This window comes from Thioalkalivibrio sp. ALJ12 (assembly GCF_000378305.1).
Taxonomy (GTDB): domain Bacteria; phylum Pseudomonadota; class Gammaproteobacteria; order Ectothiorhodospirales; family Ectothiorhodospiraceae; genus Thioalkalivibrio.
Genome location: NZ_KB899539.1, coordinates 54,232 through 72,645 on the forward strand (window position 1 = coordinate 54,232; position 18,414 = coordinate 72,645).

13 protein-coding genes are annotated in these 18,414 nt (G+C 66.4%); 7 read left to right on the plus strand and 6 right to left on the minus strand.

Translation table 11 applies throughout. From position 1 onward, the window contains the following. Positions 1 to 14: 14 nt before the first annotated feature. On the plus strand, positions 15 to 2,543 hold the full coding sequence (locus F467_RS0107725; RefSeq protein WP_018138535.1) for an EAL domain-containing protein: 2,529 nt from the start codon (positions 15 to 17) through the stop codon (positions 2,541 to 2,543). 36 nt (positions 2,544 to 2,579) lie between these two features. On the opposite strand, the gene F467_RS0107730 is transcribed toward F467_RS0107725, so the two are convergent. Together F467_RS0107730 and F467_RS0107735 are read right to left on the minus strand one after the other, a co-directional pair. Continuing rightward, positions 2,580 to 4,700, minus strand: a complete 2,121-nt coding sequence (locus tag F467_RS0107730; protein ID WP_018138536.1) for an EAL domain-containing protein — start codon at positions 4,698 to 4,700, stop codon at positions 2,580 to 2,582. Between the two features lie 37 nt (positions 4,701 to 4,737). Continuing rightward, positions 4,738 to 6,849, minus strand: a complete 2,112-nt coding sequence (locus F467_RS0107735) for an HDOD domain-containing protein (protein ID WP_018138537.1) — start codon at positions 6,847 to 6,849, stop codon at positions 4,738 to 4,740. Positions 6,850 to 7,039: 190 nt separating this feature from the next. Between F467_RS0107735 and F467_RS0107740 the strand changes: the two genes are divergently transcribed. Continuing rightward, the gene (locus tag F467_RS0107740) at positions 7,040 to 8,599 is read left to right on the plus strand and encodes a MinD/ParA family protein (RefSeq protein WP_018138538.1); all 1,560 of its coding nucleotides are present in this window, start codon (positions 7,040 to 7,042) and stop codon (positions 8,597 to 8,599) included. Here the strand turns inward: F467_RS0107740 and F467_RS13460 are convergent. Beyond that, positions 8,525 to 8,701, minus strand: coding sequence for a PLDc N-terminal domain-containing protein (locus tag F467_RS13460; RefSeq protein WP_012982968.1), 177 nt, complete (start codon positions 8,699 to 8,701; stop codon positions 8,525 to 8,527). The two genes, F467_RS0107740 and F467_RS13460, sit on opposite strands and share 75 nt — an antisense overlap. A gap of 152 nt (positions 8,702 to 8,853) precedes the next feature. Here F467_RS13460 and F467_RS0107745 point away from each other — a divergent pair, with 152 nt between their 5' ends. Next, positions 8,854 to 9,309 carry a YaiI/YqxD family protein gene (locus tag F467_RS0107745; protein WP_018138539.1) on the plus strand — a complete coding sequence of 152 codons (456 nt, stop codon included), beginning with the start codon at positions 8,854 to 8,856 and terminating at the stop codon, positions 9,307 to 9,309. A 9-nt stretch (positions 9,310 to 9,318) separates the two neighbouring features. On the opposite strand, the gene F467_RS0107750 is transcribed toward F467_RS0107745, so the two are convergent. Then, positions 9,319 to 9,867 (minus strand): pyridoxamine 5'-phosphate oxidase family protein, encoded by a 549-nt coding sequence (locus tag F467_RS0107750; protein ID WP_018138540.1) that lies wholly within the window; start codon positions 9,865 to 9,867, stop codon positions 9,319 to 9,321. Between the two features lie 98 nt (positions 9,868 to 9,965). Between F467_RS0107750 and F467_RS0107755 the strand changes: the two genes are divergently transcribed. The 3 genes from F467_RS0107755 (at position 9,966) to F467_RS0107765 (ending at position 12,965) form a co-directional block, all read left to right on the plus strand. Next, positions 9,966 to 10,331: a hypothetical protein gene (locus F467_RS0107755; RefSeq protein WP_012982965.1), complete on the plus strand. Its 366-nt coding sequence runs from the start codon at positions 9,966 to 9,968 to the stop codon at positions 10,329 to 10,331. Between the two features lie 72 nt (positions 10,332 to 10,403). Further along, entirely contained in the window at positions 10,404 to 10,727 is a 324-nt protein-coding gene (locus tag F467_RS0107760; RefSeq protein WP_012982964.1) for a non-heme iron oxygenase ferredoxin subunit, read from the plus strand. 132 nt (positions 10,728 to 10,859) lie between these two features. After that, positions 10,860 to 12,965: a DUF1631 family protein gene (locus tag F467_RS0107765; RefSeq protein WP_018138541.1), complete on the plus strand. Its 2,106-nt coding sequence runs from the start codon at positions 10,860 to 10,862 to the stop codon at positions 12,963 to 12,965. A gap of 64 nt (positions 12,966 to 13,029) precedes the next feature. Here F467_RS0107765 and F467_RS0107770 read toward each other — a convergent pair whose 3' ends face one another. Continuing rightward, entirely contained in the window at positions 13,030 to 14,979 is a 1,950-nt protein-coding gene (locus F467_RS0107770; protein WP_018138542.1) for a SpoIIE family protein phosphatase, read from the minus strand. Then, positions 14,976 to 15,935, minus strand: coding sequence for an ABC transporter substrate-binding protein (locus F467_RS0107775; protein ID WP_018138543.1), 960 nt, complete (start codon positions 15,933 to 15,935; stop codon positions 14,976 to 14,978). Before F467_RS0107775 ends, F467_RS0107770 begins: the two co-directional genes overlap by 4 nt. A gap of 251 nt (positions 15,936 to 16,186) precedes the next feature. Here F467_RS0107775 and F467_RS0107780 point away from each other — a divergent pair, with 251 nt between their 5' ends. Beyond that, complete coding sequence (locus F467_RS0107780; protein ID WP_018138544.1) at positions 16,187 to 18,406, plus strand: TRIC cation channel family protein; 2,220 nt, start codon at positions 16,187 to 16,189, stop codon at positions 18,404 to 18,406. Positions 18,407 to 18,414 lie beyond the last annotated feature (8 nt).

The following is an 18,414-nucleotide window of genomic DNA, read 5'->3' on the forward strand; positions in this document are numbered from 1 at the left end:
GGCGCCGTGCGGTCATGCCTGTCCTGCTGGCGGTGTCCCTGTGCCTGCCCGCCGGGGCCGGCGCGGATGACCCCCTGCGCATAGGGCTGTACGAGAACGTGCCCAAGGTCGGCACGGGTGACGATGGGGCGGCAGGGGGCGTGTTCGTCGAGTTGCTGGACGCCATCGCGCGACGCGAGCACTGGCGGCTGGAGTATGTCTCGTGCGAGTGGTCGGCCTGTCTGGAGGCCCTGGAGGCGGGCGAGATCGACCTGATGCCGGATGTCGCGCTGACGCCGGAGCGGCGCGAGAGCCTCGCGTTTCACTCGATCCCGGTGGCTCAGGCATGGAGCCAGGTGCTGGCGCCGATCGATTCGGGGCTGGATCGCATCGAAGCGCTGGAAGGCCTCCGCCTTGCGGTGCTCGATGGATCGATTCAATACGACTACCTGCGCGAGTACGCACTGGACACCGGCCTGGACTGGACCCTTGTGACCCGTGGCGACATGGAATCCGTGCTGGCTGCTGTCGCGTCGGGCGATGCCGACGTGGCGATCACAAACAACTTCTATGCGCGGCGTCATGCACGCCAGCATATGCTGGTGGAAACCCCCGTCACCTTCGACCAGGTCGGTCTTTACTACGCCGCTGCTCCTGGGCGGCAGGATGACCGACTGGAGGTGATCGACGCCTACCTCCAGCGCTGGAAGGGCGACGCGGGGTCGCCCTATCAGCACGCGATGGAGCAGGCACTGGAACCACCCCTCGGGGAGGGGGAAATCCCGACGTGGGCCTGGTCGGCGCTGGCGTCCGCCGCAGTGATCGCACTCGTCCTGGGGCTGATGGCGGTCTGGTTGCGACGCACCGTGCGCGCGCAGACACGTGCCCTGCGCGAGGCCAACCAGCGTCTCGAACACCTGCTCGAGAGCGGCCCGGTCGTGCTGTACCAACTGAATGCGCTCGATTTCAAGCCGCTTTGGGTGAGTGGCAACTTCGAGCGGCTGTTTGGATTCAATTCCAGGGTGGCGCTGCAGCCGGGCTGGTGGGAGCAGCAAGTCCATCCGGAGGACCGGGCCACGGCCATGCGCGAAAACCGGCGTTTGCAGGAGGAACGCCACATGGTCCGTGAACTGCGCCTGTTCGATGGCTGGGGCAAGCTGCGCCATATTCGCGACGAGATGCGGATCATTCCCGGCGGCAATCAGGGACAGCGCGGGGCCGAGGTGGTCGGCAGCTGGACGGATCTCACCGCCAGCATGGAGCAGAAAGAAGCGCTGCGGCAGATGGCCCATTACGACGCGCGTACCGGCCTCCCGAACCGCGTGCTGTTGCACGACCGGCTGGGACACACCCTGGAACGCGCGATGGCCGATGGTCTTGCGCGCTGGGTGGTGCTGATCGACCTGGATCGCTTCCGCAATGTTAACGAGACCCTGGGAACATCGGCGGGCGACCGCGTGCTGGAAGGTTTGGCGGAACGGCTTGGGGGGTTACTGGGGCCGCATGATACGGTGTCTCGCGTAGGAGCAGACGAGTTCTGCCTGATTATCGAAAACCCGCCGATGGATGGCGGCGCCGAGGCCTTCCTCGAGCAGCTGCTGGAAACCTTGCGCGAACCCTGCGCTATCGGTGGGCGTACGCTGGTCACCACGGCGAGCGTCGGGCTGGCGACGTTCCCCGAACATGGCAACACGCGTGACGAATTGTTGACCGCCGCGGAACTCGCAATGGCGGCCTCGCGCAGCGTTGGCGGGGACACCTGGCATGTCTACGAGCCCGGAATGGGGGCGCAGACGGAACATCGTCTGTTCCTGGAAAACGACCTGCGTAGCGCCATCGCCAACGACGAGCTGCTGCTCTACTTTCAGCCGCAGCTGGAGATGCAGTCGGGCCGGCTGGTGGGGATGGAGGCGCTGGTACGCTGGCGTCATCCCGTTCGCGGAATGGTGTCCCCCGCGGAGTTCATCCCGCTGGCGGAAGAGACGGGGATGATCCAGGCCATTGATCGCTGGGTGTTGAACGCGGCCTGTGCCCAGCTGGCGCATTGGGACCAGGACGGCCGATGCGTGCCGACCGTGGCCGTGAACCTGTCCGCGCGCGAGCTGCATGACGAAACTCTGGTGGCGGCGATCCAGGAGATCCTGGAGCACCACGGTCTGGAGCCCGACCGGCTGGAGCTGGAACTGACCGAGACCATGATGATGGAGCAGCCAGAGCGGGCGCTGGCCGTGCTGCACCGCCTGGAAACGCTCGGCGTGACGCTGGCCATGGATGACTTCGGTGCGGGCTATTCCAACCTGGCGCATCTGCGTCGCTTGCCGCTGCGGCGGCTGAAGATCGACCAGTCACTGGTCCGCGATATCGGGCACTCGCGCAACAACGAATCGATTATCCGCGCCATCATTGCCCTGGCGGACGCACTGGGGCTGGACCTGATTGCCGAGGGTGTGGAAGAGGCGGGCCAGCAAGCGTTCCTGCTACGCGAGGGCTGCCGTTTCGGGCAGGGCTACCTGCTGGGCCGTCCGGCCCCGGCCGATAATGCCTTGCAAGGCATCGGCGCATAGTCTGCTGCGAGGGCGGGACGGGACCGTAAACCGGATTCAGGATCGGGCAGTTCGACGCCCGAAGTCGGATTCCGCCTGTAGCAGGTCCGCGAGGGGGGAGGGGTGCCCGAACAGGAAGCCCTGCATCATCGGGCAGCCAAGGCGGCGCAGATACTCCTGCTGGGCTGCGGTCTCCACGCCCTCCGCGACGATGTTCATCTGCAGGCCGCGCGCCATCGATACGATCGCGTTAACGATACAGGCCTCCCCGTCGGTACAGATGGTGAGGGTGAAGCTGCGATCAATCTTCAGGGTGTGGACCGGCAGCTTCTGCAGATAGCTCAGCGACGAATAACCGGTGCCGAAGTCATCCACCGCCACCTGGACGCCGGCTTCGCACAGGCGGTTGAGTTTGGCCACGGTATCGTGGGTGTCGCTCATCAACAGGCTTTCGGTGATCTCGATCTCCAGCAGTTCTGCGGGGAAGCCGGTCTCGACCAGCAGTCCCAGTACGCCGTCGACAAAGTCGTCGCGCTCGATCAGCACCGGTGACAGGTTCACCGCCAGACGCAGGTTGGGTACGTGTTGATGGGCTTTGCGTATGTCGCTGAGGGCGTTGCGCAGGGTCGCGCGATCGAGGTCGACGATCAGACGTGTGTCTTCGGCGACCGGGATGAATTCGGCTGGGCCCAGCATGCCGCGATCGGGGTGATTCCAGCGAACCAACGCCTCGACGCCCAGGAGCTGTCCTGTCTCGCCATCGACCTGCGGCTGGTAGAGGATGTGGAACTCTTCGCGCTCCAGGGCCTTGCGCAGGTCCTGCTCCAATTGCAGGCGGTGTGGCGTGTTGCCGTGCATCTCCGGTGCGAACAGGCGGATGCCGTTCTTGCCCGTGTTCTTTTCCCGGTACATCGCGATGTCGGCATGCCGGATCAGGGTCTCGAGCGTGTCGCCCCCCTCGGGGTAGATCGCGATCCCGATGCTGGCCCCGACATACAACTCGTGGTCGCCCCCCAGGTGGAACGGTTCATTGAGGCTTTCGAGGATTTTTTCGGCTACATCAACCGCGGCCTCCTGGCGGCTGATCTGAGGGAGCAGCAGGGTAAATTCGTCGCCGCCGAAGCGCGACAGCGTATCCCCTTTGCGAATGCAGCCCAGCAGGCGCTGGGCGACGGCCTGCAGCAGGCGGTCGCCGATGGTGTGCCCCAGCGAATCGTTGATGACCTTGAAGCGGTTGAGGTCGATGAACATCACGGCCAGGGGGTGACCCTGGCGCTGTGCCTGGGCGATGGCCACATCGACCCGGTCGCGGAACAGGGCACGATTGGGCAGGCGCGTAAGCAGGTCGTGGTAGGCCTGAAAGTTGATGAAGGCTTCTGACTCTTTGCGGTCGGTGATGTCGCGGGCAGTCCCGTAGACCAGGGTCTCGCCTGTATCGTCGCTGGCCGCCGTCGGCCAGACCGCGACCTCGAAATAGCGCCGGGTGCGGGCCATCTCCCGCGGCTTGAGCGCGAGCTCCACGGAGCGGATGTGGGCATGGCTGCGCCCGGCCTGCTCGAAGAAGTACTCCGCCTTCTCGTGGTCGTCGGTTTCGACCAGATCCAGGACACGGGTGTCCAGCAGGTCCTGACGGGAATAGCCGAGCAACTCGTGGACGCGCGAATTCACGAAACGAAACCGACCGTCGCGGTCCAGGATGAACACGATGTCCGGCGAGTTGTTGACGATCAGCCGGTGCAGGCGCTCGGAACGCTCCAGGCGTGCCCGCATGTGGCGGTTGGCGTCTTCCAGCTCTTTCTTGTGCAGGGCATTGCGGACGGTCGCCAGCAGCTCGTCGGGCTGGTAGGGCTTTTTCAGGTAGTCGGAGGCCCCGTCGCGCAGGGCGCCGGCGACATCGTCCACCGAGGTGTTGCCGCTGATGACCACCACAGGGACCGCGAGCCCGGCGGCCTGGATGAAGCGCAGGACATCACGCCCCCCCAGTTCCGGCATGCATAGATCGAGCAGCAGGAGATCGGGCGGATCCCGCCGCAGGGCCTCGATGGCGCTGCCGCCGCCCGGCGCGGTTTCCACGTTGAACGTTTGTAGTTCCAGCAGCTGGCGCACGCTTTCCAGAAGGCGCGGGTCGTCGTCGACGACGAGGATGCGAGGGGTCTGTGGTGTGCCGGGTTCGTTCATGTGCGGCTCCCGCCGTGGTCTCGCATCATCGCGGGGGCTATCCCTGTCCCGCCCCGAGGGCTCCGGTTTCGGCCTCGCGATGGGGGAGCCGAATCTCGAACCGCGTTCCTTCGCGGTCGCTGTCGCACTGGATGTGAGCGCCGATCTCGTCCGCCAGGCGGCGGACAATACTCAGGCCTAGCCCGGCGTGCCCCCCGCCCTTGGCGGATTCTACCGGGCGATAATGGGCCGCGCGGACCTCCGGTGGAAGCCCGGGGCCGTCGTCGGCGACCACCAGTGCCACCACGCTGGTCCCATTGAAGCTCTCGGGGTCGCGGGTCTGCAGCCGAATGACGCCCCCCGGCTGCAGGGCCTCGGCGGCGTTTTTGAGCAGGTTCGTCAGAATCTGGCGCACATGGTCGCTGGAGACAGACAAGGGCGGATCGCCGGGTGCCAGATCCAGTTCCAGGCGGATGCCCCGCGTGTGGCAAAGAGAGCGGTCCACGATGTCGGCCACGTCCTGGACCAGCCGATTAAGCGAGGATGGCGGCCCGTCCACTGCCTGGTCGGGTTCCTTTAGACGCAGCAGGATGCGGCCGACGCGATCAATCTCCTCCTTGATCAGGGCCAGTTCCTGGCTGGCCTCGTGCTCATCGCCCAGCTTTGTGTTCAACACACCCAGATAATTCTGGATGATGCTGAGGGGGTTGCCCGCCTCGTGCAGCGTCTCGCGGATTCGCTCCTGCGTCGTATCGTCGGTGTGCGCTTGCTCGGGCGGGTCGGACTGCGAGGTGCACAGCGCGCGTGCAATCTCTCGCGCCAGGGCCCGGACAAATCCGGTTCGGGGTTCCAGGGTCTGGGCACGTACTCGGTCCAGTCCCAGGATCAGCACCCCTGCGGGCGAGGAGTTGGCATCCGCCAGCAGAGGGAATGCCCAGATCACCTCGGCACCGCAGAGCCGGAACAACTGCTGGTCGATGACCGGTGCAGGTGTCTCGCCATTGGGTTTGTGCTGGCGCATCTCGCGATCCAGCAGGGTGTCGGTCACAAGGCTCCGTCCCGGCAGCAGGGGCAGGGTGAAGTCGGGCTCGTCTTCCTCGCCGAGCCAAGCGGAGACCGATGCACCGTCCGCGTCTGTCAGGAACATCAGGCTGTGCTCGACACCCAGGGTGAGAAACAGCGTTCGCTGGGCGGCCAGAAAATGCTCTCGGGGGGTCCGCGAGGCGCGAAGCTCGCCGGACAGCCGCTCCAGCTCGGTGAGGTCGCGGACACGCATCCCCAGCGCCTCGCGCGCCGCCTGATCGGGGTGATGTGCCTCGATATTCGCGGTTTCGGCTCCCGCGTCCAGCTCGATGCCCAGGGAACCGGCAACCCGGGTGACATCGTCTTCGATGCGGTTGCGCAGTTCCCGGGTCAGGCCGTCATTGAGCCCAAACAGGTCGTGGGCGGCTGCCAGGGCCGGGTCGCCGATGGCGTCGGGTGGTTCGTCGCCAAGTCGGCTGGCGAGATGGACAATCTTGACCAGGTGGTGTGCATCGCGCACTTGTGCCGTGGGTTCGAGGTGGAAACGCACCGCATCGGTGACGAAGCCGTCCAGGCCCCATTGGTCCAGGTGTTCGGCGGCCAGTTCTGCATGGTGTTGACCGTAGGTCGCCTGTTCGCGGGAGACCAGCTCGCGGTGGTCGCTGCTGGCCTCGAGCAGCGGCCAGTAGCGCGCTTCGTCGGACGCCAGTCGCATCAGCTTGCCGAGATCAACCAGAAGCCCTGACAGATACGCCTCTTCGGGCCGTGGGTGGCGTGTCAGGGAGGCGAGGACCTGGCCGAGCATGGCGGTGGTCAGCGCACGGCGCCAGATGGTCCGAAGCGTGCTGGTGCGCTTGGGCTGGTAGCGGCCGAAAAGCTGCTGGATCGCGGCGGTCAGGGCGAGGCTGCGCACGGTGTCCAGCCCCAGGCTGAAAAGGGCTCTATCGATGGTGCGACACGGCGAGCCGCGGTAATAGAACGGGGAGTTGGCTGCCGCGAGGAGGCGTGTGGTCATGCCGGTGTCGCGCAGAATGGCACGGCTGAGGGCCTCGAAATCGGCCTCCGCCGCCTGGCCCGCATCGAGAACGGACGTCAGGGCCTGTGGCAGGCTGGGGATGGTTTCGGTTGCCGTATGCGCCGTGGCCATGCTTCTCCCCGGGACCCGAGGGGGTGCCCTTGTATTGCCCCGATCCGTTGCTGCGTCGCGGCTTCTCGCCCTGGTTCCCGACTATACTGCTGGGACTTGCGTTGCGCCAGCGATTCCAGTAGACGAGACGTTAGGCGTGCGTGAGGCCTATCCCGTGAGGCCACTTCGGAGGCAGGAAGCTTTGAAGCCCATGATCGACAGGCAGTCTGGCACGGCTCGCGTCCAGTCAGCTCAGCCGCGTGTCCTGACAGTGACCAGCGGCAAGGGGGGCGTGGGCAAGTCCAGTATCGCGGTTAACCTCGGGATTACCCTGGCCCGGGCGGGGCGCCGGGTCTGCATCCTGGATGCCGACACGGGGCTTGCCAATGTGAATATCCTGCTGGGGCTGCACCCGCAAAAGGGGCTGGCCGAGGTCCTGACGGGGGAGTGTCCGGTCGAGGATGTCCTTCTCGAGGGCCCCCATGGCCTGAAAGTCATTCCGGGGGCCTCGGGTATCCGCGATTGCGTGGAGTTGTCGGCGGCCCGACAGCGGCGGCTGGTGACCGAGCTGGCGCGGATCGAGCAGCATTTCGATGACCTGATCCTGGATACCGCCGCGGGGATTGGCGATACCACCCTGGATTTCGTCGCCGCCGGACATCAAGTGCTCCTGGTCATTACGCCGGAGCCGACCTCGCTCACCGATGCCTTTTCGTTATTGAAGGTCGCCCTGCGCAGGTATCCGCTGGACTGTCAGGTGGTCGTGAACATGGTGGCCGACATCAGTGAGGCGCGGGCGGTGTATCAGCGCTTCAGTGGTGCGGTGGAGAAGTATCTGAAGATCTCGGTGGGCTTTCTCGGGTTCATTCAGCGCGACGAGAGTCTGCGTGCGGCGGTGACCCTGCAGCACCCCGTGGCGATGTTCTCGGAGCATGATCCGTCAGTACGTCCGTTTCAGCGGCTGGCACAGGCCTTGAACGATCTCTCCTGGGACCCCTCGAACCAGGCCTCGTTCAGCCGTTTCTGGTTCCGGCATCTATTGCGCAAACCCGCATCGAGCGAGCCAGTGGCGGTTGACGCCGGGGCGGATGAGACACCGTCGGAGCCGCCGCTTGCCGAACGGGGTGGCACTCCGGATGTGGAAGTCCCGGCACCGGAGTCCGGCAGTGAGGTGAAGAAGCGGTTCGAGGCCCTGAGGCGGGAGTTCCGTGCCCTGGCGAGCGCGGTCGACGAGCCCTGTGCGCTGGCCGAGTGGATCCAGACGCTGGAGGCCGACTATCGCGATCGCTTTGGCATCCCCGCGGTAGAGCCGGAGGCGCTGATCGAATGGCTGATCGAGCACCCCGCGACTTCCGAAGGCGTACTTAAGCGCATCGGCGCGCGCCTGGAACAGGCAACCCGCGGAGAGGATGCCGCTTGCCCGGAGCCGCCCGAAAACGTGGTGACGCCCGACTTTGGCCGCTACGGCCCGCTGGCGGCGAGCGAGCGCCCAACGCCGATCCCGAAACCCGATGCCATACACCGGGTGGATGTGGCGGTGTTCGGCTCGCAGCAGGACCTGTTGCAGTGGTTGCGCGATTCCCGCGACGAGGGACAGCTACTGATCGAGCAGCTCGAACGGCGCGGGGACGGTGTAGCCCCGTCCCCGCCCATCGGCAACCCGAACGGCGATGATTCGACCGATCCGTCTTCCGGGCTACTTGGGCCCGAGGAGGAGCCAGGCGATCAGCCCCGCCACTGGCAGGAACAGCAGGATCAGAATCCACAGTAGCTTGACCATCGGCCCAGCCGGGCTTTGCGCGGTACGGACGATGGCCCAGATCACGATGATCAGCCAGATCAGACCGAGAATTCCGGTAACTTCGATACCCATGGGGGCTCCTTGTCGGCTCGAGTGCCGTGTCCGTTGAGCGTAGCACCATGGCACGCGGCGGGGGCACGGCCAATCGAAAAGCGGTGGAGTGTGTTGCGCTTCGCCGAACCGGCTATGCTGCGGAACTTCTCTCGAATCGACGATCGGTGAGCATGAAGATATGGGTAGACGCGGACGCCTGTCCCGCGGTGATCAAGGAGATTCTTTTCCGGGCGGCCAACCGCACTCAGGTGCCGCTGACCCTGGTGGCCAATCAGCCGCTGCGCACCCCACCGTCGAAATGGATCGATGCCATTCAGGTGGGTGCCGGCTTCGACGTGGCCGACAACGAGATCGTGCGGCGGCTGGAGTCGGGGGACCTGGTGATCACCGCCGACATCCCGCTGGCGGCCGAGGCCATTGCCAAGGGCGCCCAGGCCCTGAATCCGCGCGGCGAGCTGTATACCGAGGGGACGATCCGCGAGCGCCTCAGCATGCGCGACTTCATGGAGACCCTGCGCTCCAGCGGCGTGGATACGGGCGGTCCCGCCGCCTTCAGCCAGGCCGATCGCCAGGCCTTCGCCAACCAGCTCGACCGCTTGCTGACCCGTCAGGCAAAAGCCCGGTAGGCGGCTCGTTCAGCGTTTCCCAAGTGGGGTCGGCAGGTCGTCGATGCTGACCGCATTCTTTTCCTCCCAGTAGCGTTCCAGGCCCTCGGGGCCCTTGCGTTCGCTCCACTCGGTCAGGGTGGGGCGTGGCTGGAGTTCGCCTTCGGGTACGCCGAAGCCACAGGAGGTCTGAATGCGGTGGATCTCGATGTCGATGATCTGCCGCGTTCCCGGATGTGCAGGGAACGCGCTGTACAGGGATTCCCAGTCGCCATCGGTCGGGAGCACGGTTCGCCCGCGGCCGTATAGCCGGAGAATCTTCGGTTTTCCGGAAAAGGCACAGAACATCAGCGTAATGCGGCCGTTTTCGGCCAGATGGGCGGAGGTCTCGTTGCCGGAGCCGGTCAGGTCGAGATAGGCCGCGCGGCGAGGACCCAGGACGCGCAGGGTGTCCAGCCCCTTGGGAGACAGGTTCACGTGGCCGTCGGCCGCGAGCGGGGCGGAGCCCACGAAATAAACCGGCTGTTCGAGGATGAAGCCCGTGAGTCGTTCGTCGAGGGCAGGGAAGGTCTTGGCCATTGGCATTACCGGCTTGATTGGGGTGAATCGAGACGTTGAAGGCAGGTTTCGGTACCCTCGCGAGCGTACTACAACGTTGCTTCGGCCCGGAGATTCACATGAGACATTCGCTGCGCCCCCTGCTCCTGACGCCCATCCTGGTGGTGGGGCTTGCCGCCTGCGGGGGTGGTGAGCGTGTGTCCGAGGTAACGCTGGCCCAGTTGGCGGGTGCGGCGGGCGAATTCAACGGTGAGCTGGTGCAGACCGAGGGCGTGGTCAAGCGCTTTGACGAGGACCCCGAACGCTACCACTACTGGCTGGAAGACGAGGATGTGAACCGCGTGGCGGTCGAGCCTCACGACGAGGTATCGGATCGGCTGGGGGAACATATCCGCGTGGTCGGGCGCTTCAGCTACCACCCGGAAGAAGGCCGCCTGATCGAGATCGACCCGGCCGCAACGGCAGCCCTGGATGCGACGCCTTAGGGACAGTGTTTCCCAAGATGGAGATTCGCTGGGCGGCAAGTTGAAGCCCAACCACAAGGCCCTGGAGGAGAGATGAGCGAGTGGATCGACGTGGCACCGGTCGACAGTATCGCGGACGGTGAACATCGTCTGGTAGATACGGCGGGAACCGAGGTTGCGATCTTCAACCTCGACGGCGAGTTCTTCGCGGTCGAAAACCTCTGCACGCACGAAGAAGTCCCCATCGCCGATGGCGAGCTCGACGATGACTGTATCACCTGCCCTTTGCACGAGGCCCAGTTCTGCCTGCGCACCGGCGAGGTGATGGAGCCCCCGGCGGAGGACCCGCTGACCCGTTTCCCGACTCGAGTGCATGGCGGCATGGTTCAGGTGGGTTCCGAGCCGCTGGACGACTAACTCTCCAGTTAACCTCCCGCGCTACGGTGCAAAATAGCAACTTGTGGCTGTTTTGCCGCTTTCTGACCTGTACACTGGCCGATTAACACTGGGCTAACGGCCGCGCCGCGGCCGGTCGCGAAGGCAGGGCGCATGGCGGGAAAGGACTCCAGAGAACAGGGAAACTACCAGGATGACACGGCGATCTGGAGCGGTCTGTCGGGGCTGTCCGAGGCACAGCGTTCCGAGCTGGCCGCCGGTGTCGCCCCGCGCGTGGTCGATCACCTGGATCAATGCATGGAGTGGGTCGCGACCGAATGGAGCGCCGGGCGCGTCTGGGGCGACCAGGAAAGTGATGCGGTCGAATGGGCCAACCAGTTGCATGGCTATCAGTACGTCCTGCGGCGTGAGTTCGAGGAGGCACTGAACCGCGATCTGCGCACCACCACCTATCCGCCCGAATACGATTTCTCCGGCACGCGCTATGCGGGTGGCGATTCCGGGTTACAAGTGCTCGACGACTACCAGTCCACCCGGCGCTCCCTGCGGCACAAGCTCGAGGGCGTGATCCGCGAGCACAACCGCTACTCCTACTACATGTTCCAGCAGGCCGCGCGCGAGGAGCACCGCTTCGAGCACCCGGGCTGGGCGCCCTGGTCTCCGCTGCACTGGTACGAACGGGTGATCGAGGCCGCCGAACGTCAGTTCGGCCGCACGGCCATGACCCTGGACCTGATGCGGGCCTACGTGAAGTGCATGGGGCGCACAGGCGCCCCGATGCTGGCCTTCGTGGTGGAGACGATTGACGAGTGCGGGCTGGTGACCGAGCCGCCTCGCAGTCCGGAGGCGCACGAGTCGGAAAGCGTGCCCCAGCAACGCGCGAGCTGGGCCCACTACACCGCGGGCAGCCCACCGCGATCCGCCTCCGAATCAACCGCCGGCGGAGACCCGGCGACGCTGGGGCTGGGGGCGGCGGGCTCCAGCGGGACACGCGAAATGCCCGCGCCGGATGCCGACCCCACCGCCTGGGCCATGTGGGCCCGCGCCCTGGTGCAGGCCCAGGGGTTGCCCGCCAGTTCTCCGCATGCGGCCGGCGTGCCGGATGGGGCCGGCTCCGGGGCCGGGGGCGCGGGCGGCGAGCGTGTGGCCCCGGAATCAGCGGAATTCTCGCGCGAGTCCTTGACCCCGTTCATCCTCGATCTGTTGCAGGGGATGTTTGATCACATCTTTCGGCAGGTCGGGTTCAACTCGCGCGTGCGTGCGGCCATTGCCGACATGCAGTTCTCCCTGGCGCGCGTGGTCATCCGTGATCTCTCGTTCTTCCGCGATCGCTCGCACCCGTTACGCCTGTGGATCGGCAGCCTGATCAACACCGGCGTGCGTGTCAGCCCGGATGACCAGGCGGCGGGCAACGACGCCATCGAGGCCTACCTGCAGCATATCCAGGAGTCGGTCAATCGGCTGCGCCACGAAGCCGACAGCATGGACCGTGATGCCGCGCAGGCCCTGCTGGACGACTGGCTGGCGGCGATCGAGGAGGAGGATGCGCGCTGGCAGGAGCAGCAGGGTCCCCATATCGACCCACTGCGCCAGGAGGAGCGCGCGGCGCGCGCGCGGCGCAGCCTGACCATCTGCGTGCTGGAGACCGGCGCGGAGCTGCCGGAACGTTCGGCTGAGCAGATCGCCGAGGCCTGGGAAGACCTGCTGGCCGCCGATGGTGACTCGGCCGAACGGCTGGACCAGGTGGTCAAGGACGTGGCCAAGGCGATCTGCAACCGCGCGACCCCGCAGGAGGTCAACCCGATGGTGCAGCGCATTGTGGCGACCGCGCGCGAGGCCGGGGTCTCCGAGGAGCGCGTGAAGGCCGTGGTGCAGCACCTGGGGCAGGCCCATCTGCAGCGGATCCGGGCCTCAGGAGACGAGCCCCGTTTCGACCCGCAGGAGCGCATCCGGGCCCGGCGTTCCATACGCTTCGAGGACGACGATCCGGACCTGCTGGCAGACCAGGACGACCCCTATGTGTTCGAGGCCTCGCGGGTACAGGTCGGGGACTGGTTCGAGTTCATCGACAAGGCGACCGGCGAGACCCAGCGCATGGCGCTGGTCTGGCGCGGGGAGGCCACGCGCCGTTTCCTGTTCCTGTCGCTGGATGGCGTGGCCAGCCGCCGCCATAGCCTGCAGGGCGTGGCCCACGAGATGCGCGAGGGCCGCATGCGCGCACTACCCCGAGACAACCCCCTCGACGCGATGATCCGCTAGCGCCAGCAGGGCCTCCGGGTGGGTTGTGGGAGCGGGCTCGCCCGCGAACCCCCTGCCCAGGCTTTTATCTGACGCACTCCCCATCCCCCGGGCAGTAACGCAGCGCCAGCACGGTAATGTCATCCGCCTGTGTAGCACCATCCGCGAAACGCTCGACGGACTCGAGCACCGCGTCGACTTGCTGTCGTGCTGGCTGGGATGCGATCTCCCCGTACAAGGCGAATAGCCGATCCTCGCCGTACAGCTTCTGCTCCCCGTCCGCCGCCTCGGTCACCCCGTCGGTATACAGCAGCAACGCATCGCCAGGCGCCAGGCGGACGGTCTGCACCGGGTACTCCATGTCTTCCATGGCCCCCAGCACCAGCCCCGGCGGCAGCTTCAGCCAGTCGTAGGTGCCATCGGCGCGGTGGATCAACGGCGGGTTGTGGCCGGCGTTGGCAAAGCGGACCTCGCCGGTGCCCAGGTCCAGTACCCCGCAGAGGTAGGTCACGAACATGCCGTTGTCGTTGTTCAGGCACAGCTCGTTGTTGACGCGGGTCAGGATCTCGCCCGGGTCGCGCGGATCCTGCTCGGCGATACCCTTGACCAGCGTCTTGGTCACGGCCATGAACAACGCGGCGGGAACGCCCTTGTCGGAGACATCGCCGACCGCGAAGAACAGGGCGTTGTGCTCGCGCAGCGGGAAGAAGTCGTAGAGATCCCCGCCGACCTCCTTGGCCGGGATCAGGCGCGCCGCGAGGTCGATACCTACATCCAGGTCGGACAGGTCCAGCCGCTTGGGCAGGAAGCTCATCTGGATGTTGCGTGCGATCTTCAACTCGCTCTCCATGCGCTCCTTGGCGGCGGTGGTCGCGGTCAGGTCGTTGATGTAGTCCTTCAGCGACAGGCGCATCTCGTCCAGCGAATGGGCGAGCTGGCCCACCTCGTCGCCGGTGCGGATCGGCGGCAGCGGGCGGTCCAGATTGCCGCGGGCGATCTCGCCGGCGCTGCTCGCCAGGCCCTTCAGCGGGCGGGTGATGCCGCGCGAGATGCCGATGATGGTGCCGAGCAGGATGAAGAAGCCGATCGCGGCGATGATCAGCACCCAGTGCATCACCCGCAGGATATCCCCGAACAGTTCGCGCTCGGGGATGATCACGCCCACCGCCCAGTTCGCCTCGGGCAGGCGCACGTGATAGAGCCGGGCGGGTTCCTCCAGCAGGGCCTCCGGCACGCGGGAGAAGCCTTCGTCGGTTTGCTGGATGCGCCGTCCGAGTTCGCGCAGTTCCGGCTCGCCCAGGGTTTCGGCCAGGCTGAACAGGCTCTCGCGCATGATCCAGTCGCGCTGTGGATAGGTGATAAAGCGCGTACGCGGGCTGACCAGAAATGCGAAGCCGCTGTCGAAGATCTCCACCTCGTCCACGCGCGCGGTCAGGGCCGGCAGTTCGATGTCCATGGTCACGATCCCGCGCAGTGCCTCGGCGTCGTCGGGGTCGAAGAACGGGCGCGAGTAGGTGGTGATCAGGCGGTTGGGGTCGGCGGCCGATGGAAAGGGCTCGGTCCAGAAGCCGCTGCGCGTGAGCGCCGGGATCTGGTACCAGTCCCGGGTAAAGTAGTCGAAGTCGTCGCCGCCCAGGTGCATGCGCGTGATGCCGTTGGGCGTCTCGTAGGAGAATGGGCCGTAGTAGCGCTCGTCGGGGTCGGCGGCATAGGGCTCGTAGGTCACGGCGGCGCCCTGGACCGCATCCGACTGGAGCGTCACGTTGTCCAGCACGGGAAACAGGCCGTCGGGTCGAATCTGTCCCGAATTCAGGGCGCTGGCGAGGCCCTGTGCCGACCCGGCCACCTCGTTCAGTGACGAGCGGATGCGGTTGGCCGTCGCGTGGGTCAGCTCGCGCGCCTGGTCCTCGGCGTGCTCCAGCATGATATCGCGCACCATCAGGTACAGCGCGCCGGAGGAGATGAAGAAGATCGACCCGGTCGTCAGCAGGGTGACCAGGGCGAGGCGGACGGCGAGGCTCTTGCGGCCGTTCATTGCGTCACGTCCTGGTGAAACTGTTCGTACGGCACCGGCTCCCATTCCAGGTGCCCCAGGTTGCGCATCAGACTGACGGCCAGCTGGTAGTCCTGCCGATCCAGGTGCGGACCGCGGAGCGCCTCGTCTTCCAGATACAGCGGGCGCAGCGCCTCCAGCATCAGACGCTGGTGCGCCCGATTGGTCGGCTCGCCGGCCTGGATGACGCGATCCATCACCGCGTCCACTGCGGCGTCCGGATGGGCAAACGCGTACTCCCAGCCCCGCAGTGAGACCTCGACGAACGTGCGGACGGCTTCGGGGCGTTCGCGCAATGTCGACTCCAGGACATAGATCCCGTCCTCGGCCAGGCCCACGCCGTGATCCTCCAGTGGCATCACCTCGATCTCGTCCGGATCCAGACCGCTGAGATACAGCTCGACCAGTTCGTTGTAGCGCGTGGCGGTGGCGGCCGCGACCGCGCCGGTGCGCAATGCGGCCATCGTCGCCCCCTGATCGACCGTCTCGGGGTGCACCCCGTAGGTGCGGAACAACGCCTCCGGCTGAAGGCTGAAGCTGGCCCAGCGCGAGACGCGCTGCCCGTCCAGGTCTTCGGGCACCAGGATCCCGGACTCCGCCAGGGACACCAGCACTAAAGAGGAGTCCTGGATCAGTTGTGCTACGTTGACCACGTCCACGCCCTGTTCACGCAATTCCAGGGCCTGGGTGAGATAGAGCAAAGCCACATCGGCCTCCTGGCGGGCCAGCGTGGCGGGGGCGGGGTGCTCCGCGCCGTGCGGGAGTATTTCCAGCTCCAGTCCGGCGTCCTGGTACCAGCCCATCTCCTTGGCCAGGTAAAAGCCGGCGAACTGCGCCTGAGGGACCCAGTGCGGCTGAAAACGCAGGGTCTGCGTGTCGGCCAGCGCGGTGCTGGCGCAAAGGAGCAGGACAGCCGCCAGGGCCAGTACGCGGCGCATGGCGGCGCCCAGGCCCTGGGCCGCAGAATTGGGGAATCGTGCGTATGCAGCGTCCATGGGGAGGGAGTCGGCCGTGGGGGGTCTTAGACGGCGACAGCATACCGAGGTGTTCCTGCGGGCGCATCCAGTCGCGCTCTAGCCGTCAGGCGGGCGTTATTCGTGCGTCGCGGTGGCGCCAGAGAAGGGGCTGGGACTGGCCGAGGGACCTGCGTTCGCGGGTTGCGCGTTGGCTGGGGGTCTTGTGGGCGGGGTTGGCACTGACCATCCTCGCGCCGTTCACGGCCGGTGCGTCCTCGCCCCCGTCCGCGGCCGATATCGGCACCCCGATCCCGATCGCGCAGCAATCGGCGCCCGAAACGTTGCGCTCTGGCTGGTTCGAACGTCCCCCGTATCAGGCCGGTTCCGACAGCGCATCCCGGGCATCCCCGGCCGGGCTCGACGTGCGGGTCGCGCAGGAGGCGCTGGCCGGTGTCGGGCATGGCGCCGAGTTCACGCCGCTTTCCTGGAACGACCAGCTCGCCGCACTGCGCCACGGCGCGATCGACTTCGTCATCGGCAGCTATTTTGATTCCGGTCGCCTCGACTATGCGCATTACTCGCAGCCCTACCGTCAGGAACGTAACGCCCTCTATGTGCGCGCCGGCGAGCGCGGTGAATATTCATTCGAGGACCGCGCCGCCCTGGTCCAGACGGTTCGCGACGGAGACTTCCGGCTGGGAGTGACCACGGGTTATGCCTACGCCTCCAGCGAGCTGGCCGACCTGGTCGCGGATCCGGGGGAGGCCGCGCGCCTGTATCCCGCGGCCGGTGACGAGGCCCATATCCAGGCGCTGATCGAGGGCCGGATCGACGGCTTTGTCGCGGACCCCGTGATTGTGGACCTGCTACTGGCGCGGACGGATCGTGCCCGTGCGATCCAGACACATCCGCTGGACCTGGGGACCGTTGGCGTGCGGGTGATGTTTTCCCGCGCCACCGTCCCCGCGGCGTTCGTCGAGCAGTTCAACGCGCAGCTGCAGGCCCTGGAGGACAGCCGGCGGATGGCCACGCTGGAAGTCGAGCATGTGCTGCCCGCGTTTCTCTCGATGGCTACCAGCGAGACCTGGTTCAATACGCTTACCCTGCTGGGAATCCTCGCGTTCTCCGCCTCCGGGCTGATCCTCGCCCGGCGCGAACGCTACAACCTGTTCGGCGCGCTGGTCCTGGCCTCGTTGCCGGCGATCGGCGGCGGCGTGCTGCGCGATCTGCTGCTGGGCCGCGACCCGATCTTCATCTTCGAGACGCCGGAGTTTCTGCTGGTCCCGATCGTGGTCGTGGGGGTCGGCTTCGTGCTGTACAAGCTGCATGACCATGTGCTGGTGCGCTGGCATCTCGTCCAGGAACTCCTGGCGCGGCAGCAGAAGGGATTGGGCGGGCGCGTAGTGGGGAATCTGCAGCGGGGTCTGGATGCCTGGGCCGTGGCCTCGTTCACCGTGATCGGCGTCGGGGTGGCCGTCGAGTCGCAGGCCAGCCCGTTGTGGCTCTGGGGCCCGGTAATGGCCGTGGTGACCGCCTCGTTCGGCGTGATCATGCGCGATGTGGTGCGCTCGGACTTCAACATCGACATGCTCAAGCGCGACTCCTTCGCCGAGATCTCGGTCCTGGGCGGCATTCTCTATTCGCTGATCCTGCTCTGGCCCCCGGTGGAGCTGAGCCTCGGATTCATCCTGATCGCCACGCATGCGGTGATCGTGCTGCTGTTCCTGGCGCGCCTCGGGGTTCTCTACTGGGGGCGGCCCAACCCGTTGCAGATGGGGGATCCGCATACCCTGCCGGAACGGCGTCTGGAGACACTGGCGCGTCGCGAGCCGCAGGCCTGGTCCAGTCTGACCCGCTACCTCACCGAGGATGCCGAGGGGCGGGCCCGCCCGGCCGGCCCCGGGGAGCTGGAACGCCTGCACAAGGACTTCGAATACCTGCTGCAGCCGGTGTTCGCCGAACTGGACCGGCTGGCGGGCGAGCCCCTGCTGGAGGCCGCCGCGCGCCGGCACGAGGCCCTGCGTGACCGCTTCCGGCTGGTCGCGCGCCTGGAGCAGCAGCTGTATGACCACCTGCGCGCGACTGTGACGGATATGGAGACCGCAGCCGACGAGGTGGCGTGGGCCCTGGAAGGCCGCGTTCTTGAGGCCCTGCGGGGATTGCTGGATGCCACGACCATGGCCGCGAGTTCCACGGACCCCGACGACCTGGCCTGGCTGCGCGACATGACGGCCAATCAGCGCAGCCGCTTCGATGCCCTGCGTGCCCGCTACCTCGACCCCGATCATTTCCAGCCCGGGGGTGCACTGGACCGCGTGCTGCAGCGCACCCACCGCGTGGAGCGCATGCTCTGGATGCTGGCGGAGTACGCGGAGCGGCGGCTGGAACCGACGTTGAGCCCGGTTCAGGGGGATCGGCGTGCACTGCAGCGGCGTTTCCTGCGCGCCGAATGATTGCCTGG

Bases quoted from the DNA above. Each gene is read 5' to 3' on its own strand.
- F467_RS0107750 (WP_018138540.1), bottom strand. From the start codon at position 9,867: ATGGCCAAGACCTTCCCTGCCCTCGACGAACGACTCACGGGCTTCATC.
- F467_RS0107765 (WP_018138541.1), top strand. From the start codon at position 10,860: ATGGCGGGAAAGGACTCCAGAGAACAGGGAAACTACCAGGATGACACG.
- F467_RS0107735 (WP_018138537.1), bottom strand. From the start codon at position 6,849: ATGGCCACGGCGCATACGGCAACCGAAACCATCCCCAGCCTGCCACAG.
- F467_RS0107725 (WP_018138535.1), top strand. From the start codon at position 15: ATGCCTGTCCTGCTGGCGGTGTCCCTGTGCCTGCCCGCCGGGGCCGGC.
- F467_RS0107760 (WP_012982964.1), top strand. From the start codon at position 10,404: ATGAGCGAGTGGATCGACGTGGCACCGGTCGACAGTATCGCGGACGGT.
- F467_RS0107770 (WP_018138542.1), bottom strand. From the start codon at position 14,979: ATGAACGGCCGCAAGAGCCTCGCCGTCCGCCTCGCCCTGGTCACCCTG.
- F467_RS0107745 (WP_018138539.1), top strand. From the start codon at position 8,854: ATGAAGATATGGGTAGACGCGGACGCCTGTCCCGCGGTGATCAAGGAG.
- F467_RS0107755 (WP_012982965.1), top strand. From the start codon at position 9,966: ATGAGACATTCGCTGCGCCCCCTGCTCCTGACGCCCATCCTGGTGGTG.
- F467_RS0107775 (WP_018138543.1), bottom strand. From the start codon at position 15,935: ATGCGCCGCGTACTGGCCCTGGCGGCTGTCCTGCTCCTTTGCGCCAGC.
- F467_RS0107730 (WP_018138536.1), bottom strand. From the start codon at position 4,700: ATGAACGAACCCGGCACACCACAGACCCCTCGCATCCTCGTCGTCGAC.
- F467_RS13460 (WP_012982968.1), bottom strand. From the start codon at position 8,701: ATGGGTATCGAAGTTACCGGAATTCTCGGTCTGATCTGGCTGATCATC.
- F467_RS0107740 (WP_018138538.1), top strand. From the start codon at position 7,040: ATGATCGACAGGCAGTCTGGCACGGCTCGCGTCCAGTCAGCTCAGCCG.